This is a genomic window from Burkholderia cepacia (assembly GCF_001039005.1).
GTDB classification, from domain to species: Bacteria; Pseudomonadota; Gammaproteobacteria; order Burkholderiales; family Burkholderiaceae; genus Burkholderia; species Burkholderia theae.
Genome location: NZ_LDWR01000124.1, coordinates 1 through 5,686, shown reverse-complemented (window position 1 = coordinate 5,686; position 5,686 = coordinate 1). Strand labels below are relative to the sequence as shown.

General features: G+C 55.0%; 6 protein-coding genes. 5 read left to right on the top strand and 1 reads right to left on the bottom strand.

The genetic code is table 11. The features are described from left to right. Positions 1–765: 765 nt before the first annotated feature. Positions 766–1,125, top strand: coding sequence for a Crystal protein ET79 (locus VL15_RS42480; protein WP_155420421.1), 360 nt, complete (start codon positions 766–768; stop codon positions 1,123–1,125). A 551-nt stretch (positions 1,126–1,676) separates the two neighbouring features. Here VL15_RS42480 and VL15_RS43490 read toward each other — a convergent pair. Further along, positions 1,677–1,826 carry a hypothetical protein gene (locus tag VL15_RS43490; protein ID WP_230684628.1) on the bottom strand — a complete coding sequence of 50 codons (150 nt, stop codon included), beginning with the start codon at positions 1,824–1,826 and terminating at the stop codon, positions 1,677–1,679. A gap of 303 nt (positions 1,827–2,129) precedes the next feature. On the opposite strand from VL15_RS43490, the gene VL15_RS38315 reads away from it, so the two are divergent. The 4 genes from VL15_RS38315 to VL15_RS38305 all read left to right on the top strand — a co-directional run bounded on the left by VL15_RS38315 (position 2,130) and on the right by VL15_RS38305 (position 5,589). Then, positions 2,130–2,933: a hypothetical protein gene (locus VL15_RS38315; RefSeq protein ID WP_048252096.1), complete on the top strand. Its 804-nt coding sequence runs from the start codon at positions 2,130–2,132 to the stop codon at positions 2,931–2,933. Positions 2,934–3,908: 975 nt separating this feature from the next. After that, on the top strand, positions 3,909–4,355 hold the full coding sequence (locus VL15_RS38310) for a lysozyme inhibitor LprI family protein (RefSeq protein WP_048252095.1): 447 nt from the start codon (positions 3,909–3,911) through the stop codon (positions 4,353–4,355). 150 nt (positions 4,356–4,505) lie between these two features. Then, a complete protein-coding gene (locus VL15_RS42475; protein WP_155420419.1) occupies positions 4,506–4,856 on the top strand; it encodes a hypothetical protein in 351 nt (116 codons plus the stop codon). Between the two features lie 229 nt (positions 4,857–5,085). Further along, a complete protein-coding gene (locus tag VL15_RS38305; protein ID WP_155420418.1) occupies positions 5,086–5,589 on the top strand; it encodes a hypothetical protein in 504 nt (167 codons plus the stop codon). Positions 5,590–5,686 lie beyond the last annotated feature (97 nt).

The following is a 5,686-nucleotide window of genomic DNA, read 5'->3' as shown; positions in this document are numbered from 1 at the left end:
GACGGCGGGGGCGAGGGGCATGGGGGGCTCGTTGGGTGGCAGATTGACGGTCTGGGGTTGCGGTGCGTGCCTGCTCCATAGTGCGTCACCACGCTATCCGGGCACACATGATCGCGCAGCAGCTTTGGCTCTCGTCAGGGCTGGTACGCAGGTACTGCCGCAATCATATGCCCTGCAGTGAAATGCGGCGGGCACAGACGCGGCCTCGCCTTCCCGTTACGTATTGGGCACCCCATGACCTTCGCCTTGCAGTCCGTACGATGCCGGCTGCTTTGGGGTGTCCGTTCGAAATCGGTGAAGCAATTCTCGGGCATATGTTTCGCGGCGTCGACGGCGCTTACAACCGGCACGGACGCGATAACCAACGTCGGTATTGGCTGGTAAAACCGAGTTCGAAGCTGGAAGAATTGGCCGTACTCGACTCACCATCCCTCGCGCCACGTGCGCTCTCGGCGTCGCGCCAGCAGCAGCTTTCGAACGTACGCAAGAGCAGTTCCCATTGGGGAACTAAAGGTGCTGCGCGAACGGTTGAGTCGTTGTCGCACCCGATGCTCCAGTGCGGGCCAGTGTCTCAATCGGCCGCACTTGGGGGGCTACGGCGAAAGGCATGGTCGCATTTCTGACTTATTTGGACTGTCAAGAATGACAGCTTTCTTGGCAGTATTTTTTGTCCTATTTTTTTAAGAATAGTATTGTTGCAATGCAATTTTAGCGCGTGATGATGTGGTGAGTCGGTAGTGCTACTTTGAGTGAGGAGTGACTGAAATGGCTGCACGTAGCGTGATCGCGAAGTTTACCAACAACACGAAATTTGTATTGACGCTAGATAAATCGTCGGTTCGGTTGGAGCACGGTAAGTGGGTAACCTCACCTCCCGATCAGATCTCGCCTGGTGATGTCGGGCAATGGGGGAGCGAGTCCGATAGCTATAACACCGGCACGCAGGGCACTATTCAGTATCAATTCTTCGATCAATCGACGTTGACCGTCTATGTCAACTGGTCGAATCCGTATCTCACTGACAGTGATTATTTGATCGATTGCGATGCGGATGGATTTAAAGTCGGCCATACAGGCGGAGATGGGCATAATGCGACTGTTGATTATTACATCAATGAGGATTGAGATATCAGAATTGCTGCGCCGATCCAGATGGGCGTGTGATGTAAGTGTGTGACTATTCTTAAAATGGTGGGCTACTATGTCTCAAAAATACAGCGATCTGACTCCTGAATTGCAGAATTTGTTTAATACATTGGAGGCGGCCATCGATATGAGCGCGGTCCTTGGTGATAAGGTGCGAAATCCATTTGATGTCTTGTTCAATAATTTTATGTACGCAAGTTTAACCGTTGAAGATTTCAATTCCAATCTGAACAGAATAATGAACGAAAATTGAGTGTCCGGCATCTCGATTGTTCAGTCGGCCATCCTGCGCTGAAGCATCTGTGCCCGTGGAATTGGGTGCAGACGCTTGCAGTGCTTGGGTGGTCCCTGACCCTCATCGTTTCTTGCCCTTCGACGGCCGGTCCCGCAGTTTGCAGGGGCAAAAATTCCGACACGATTCTCGCTTCGACCTACGCTTAGATTTCGCGCGTGAGCCATCCAACGCGTCGACCAGAAGATTGCGGCAGAAACCGACGTGATATCAAGGCAGGTTGGTTTCACCGCTACAGTCATACGCGAAATGTTCCTTTTCGATCGGCAGGCATCGAGCGCGCGAGCTGCGTCAAGCCAGCTTCCAGCGTGATGCCGGCGGTTGCTGCCCAGGTGCGCGCATCCTGCGCGGCTTTGTGGCGAGAGAACGGGCCGATCTCGTCGGCCATCAGGTCCAGCAGCTCAACGTCGGCCGCGTGCGAAATCTCGGTGATCAGTGCACGGATCTCGGTGCGAAGGGCGTCGAATTGCGCGAGCCTGCCTTGGCGGGTATCCAGTAATCAGCCGTTGACGCGACGCAGGTTCCAATGGCGGTGGTGGATCGATGGTCGCCTGTCGTGCCGGTCGCTGCCGAGTTCGCAGGGCTCCGCGCCACTGATTGAAAAGGGCTGATCCATTGATTTGATCGATCGCAGTGTCCTCCGGGGAACAATCGACAACTTGGAACTATACTGGGCAGCTTGGAGGATTCAATGACCGATCAAGACAGGCTGCATCCACTACGTCCGCTCCTGAAAAACTGGGTTTGGGAGCATGGTCGAATCGGGACTCGCTATCTGGACTACGTTGATGGCGAAATCAAGTTTGACGACGGCAAGAAATCGCATTTCGCAGCCGAGGAATATGTCTACGTGCCCCTTGGCAACGGCGCTGAAGACGATGCGTCCGCGGATCGTCCTGCGATCCACGACGCAGGACTTGCCCGGTTTTTGCGGGCAGCTCAGTTGGGTAAGCCGGAGGAAGCCGGTTCTGTAGCGGATGTTCAGCGCGCCGTCCAGGATTGCGTGGAGATTGGCCTGTGCAGCGCATATCAATGGGAGGCTCGAGAGGCATTGGCTCGCTACGCGCAGGAGCCGATGTTCGATGACGAGATCCGCGCGGCGGTTGTTGCCGATATCCGGCGTATTTACGTCGGCATGCGGGAGCAACTGGCGCTGTACGACTTCAGTGTGCTCCACGGCTTGCCCATGCCGCTGCTTATCGGCGACACGCCCTTCATCGACTGGCGCGTGCGCGCCAGTCCGGCACTTCCGTTCGTATCGCTTCCGCTGGGACCTTACTGCCTGCTGGTAGGCGCGCCGTCGGGCAGGAAAAGCCGAATCGCCCCAGTGGTCTGGAAGGCCGCTGCCACGATGGGCCCGTTGAAGGACCACAACCGCCAGATCGAGGAGCAGGCACGTCTGTGGCTGGTGGCGACCACGGATGACCAACTTGTCGCTGCACAAGGCCGCATTGCTGCGGCCACGGGCTCCAGGCAAGGGGACGTTAAGCCCTGACCGAAGTCGGCTGCGGATTCAACCCGTCGATGCAACACACGTGACGCTGCGTGAGTAGTGGAGGTGTTGCAAATGAAACAAAGACGGCGGATTTATTACCCGGACTGCCAGAATGCGTTGATGTGGGAACGGTGGCGCTAAGCGGCCTCGCCACCAGCTCGGGAGGGGTAGCCTAAGGCGATTGACTCTCTGGCGAAGCCACACTGAGTCCGCCAACGCTGTCGCGAACTACGTACACATGGTACGGGTCAGGTAAATCGGGAAGTAAGATGGGATTGTCATTCCAGTAATCGTCTTTCGAAAATGTCGGAGACGAGAAGTCAAAGCGAAGATTTCTGGAAATATCAAATCTTGCTTCTCCAAGGCTCGGGGTTATGGATATGCCCCACACATCCAAGCGCGCCCCTTCTCGTTGAGACGAATCATGCTTGCTCCAGAACTCGGGGATCCTTGTTCGAGAGTAATCCTCGGCAATCGCGACGGCGCGGGGCATGGCGGCCCATATGCCGGACAACATCTTATCGACCTGGCCAACGCACGCCAGGCATCCGCGACAATGCCGGCATCTTACCCAGACCAGTCTGATGCCGATTTGATATTCAGACCTGAAAGATCCGTCACGGTCGGCATAGGTGCCTAGTGGCTTGTCTTCGGTTAGCGATGGGTACATATGCCAGTCGAGCGCGTTGAGTCTTGAAGGCCATACTACCAGCGAAGACAACCGCGCTCGCTGTTGAGTGATGCTCTTTGACAATTCCGAAGGGCAGTTCAGGGGCGGGTGCCGCCCATCGCAGATGGGCTCCACACGGCAATTTTCAGTCACTCGACATGGCCGCGTAGTTCGTTGACAATCGGTTTTTCCAATGTTGATTGCGCTTGTTTAAAGTAGGTCAACGATGTGCGCTTCAGCCGGCGCTGTCGACCACGATCGACGCCAGAGTTACTCCAATCGCCATATGAATGAGGAAAACAGGAATGGTGGCAAGAATGCATATCTGCGCATCGGTGCCCAGCCTCCGTCGCGCTGCGCTCGGCGTCGCCATGGCGTTGACATTTTCGTGGTTCACCGCTGCGCAAGCGCGGAGTTGCGTACCTGATAGCGTGGCGCCCGAGTGCTTGCTGCAGCGTAGTCAAGATGAATTTCAGCAAGCAGACGACGAATTGAACCGCACTTACCAAAAGGTTTTGAAGTTGATGTCTCGGCCACGTGACGAGTACGTCGACTATCCGGCGCTCAAGGTGAAATTTGTCGAGGCTCAGCGGCAATGGGTCCGCTTTCTCGGCAACGAATGTGCCGCTTGGTATCTGATAAATGAGGCAGGCGCAGATCGTAATCTTGATCTACTGACTTGCGAAATCGACAGAACGCGTGATCGTACGCGTGAATTAAACGTGTGGCTTAAGCAAGTGAGCCACGATTAGCGCAGCGCTAGATAAATGCCGAATTACCAGGTTGACGGATATTGGAGAGAGGCTGGTTCACTCAGCGAACAGAAAATCTCCGACGGCGACGATCTGAAGGCTATGCAACCGCCGTCGCCGCCTCATTGATTGGATAGGATCGTTAATTCGATGAGTTTTTTGCAAAATCGAGAACTTGTGGACGGCCTGACCTCGCTGCCGGAGCGGCAGCTGGTCGAAGTGATCGCTTTGGCGTTGGAGGCACGCGAGGCCAAAGTGAGACGTCCGGAATGGGAGTCGGCCAAATTCGTGCTCGCGGGGGCTCACCGATTCAATGAGACGTCCGCTGTGCCATCACCTTGGACACTTCTTGTGCTCGCGCGGCCTCAATATTCCGGGGAATTTGTCGACGAGGGGCAGGGGCCGAGCAAGAGGGAACGTGCTGCGGCCTCACGCTCGTCAGCTACGCCAAACGCATCGTTTGTCCCGTTTGTGGCAGACCGGCTACAGCAACCTAAGTGAGCTGCCAAGGGGGGGCTTTGGGCGTTTAGGTCGCAACTCGTATGCCAACAAAGGGGCAGCTACTCGGCGGGGCATATCGGGCAGCTTCCGGCCACGAGCTGACGATCGACATAGGCGCGCAAATCGTCGACAATCCCCTCCAACAAGGTGATGTTTCTATGTCTCTGACGAAGCCAACTTCTCCTGCGAAGTGTCTCTGCTGCCAATGAATCAAACAACGCGACATATCTTGGGCACTGTTGCTCTGATTGGCTTTGTAATTTCACTTGGTGTGCATGTGGCTGCCCTAATGGGCGTGAACCTCGCGGCCCGCATTCCGTCCGTCTGGATGCTCCATGTCGGCATCTTTATTGTGTTTATTCCTTTTTTGTTTCTATCCCGAAAGGATTTGGGGCGCGAACGTGCAATGTGGCGTTTGAGGAAAGGAGTGCCGAACTGGATCGCCGTGATGGGCATCATGCTTTTCGTCTACGCGATCGTGAATTTTTTCGTGTTTATGCTGTACAGCGAAGGTGGAAATCCTGCGGTGCAAGATGGTAGATACGTTCTCTTGAATCACGGCAAACTTATTCGAAAATTGACGGTGTCCGAGTTCACCGCGTTCAAGGCCAATGAGTTAAGAGGTTTCTCGGGTCATTGGCTAGTGTTTTATTTTGTTTGTGCAGCTTACTTTCTTTTTTGGAAAACGGACAGGGTAGAAAAAGTTGACGGGTATGCAGACATAGAATCATGATCCTAAAGGAGTGACCGCTATAGGGAAGCGCGTATGTCTGCTCTGGGTTACGGTCGATCCTGTCAGGTGAGAGTCGGCTGCGGATTCAACCGGTCGA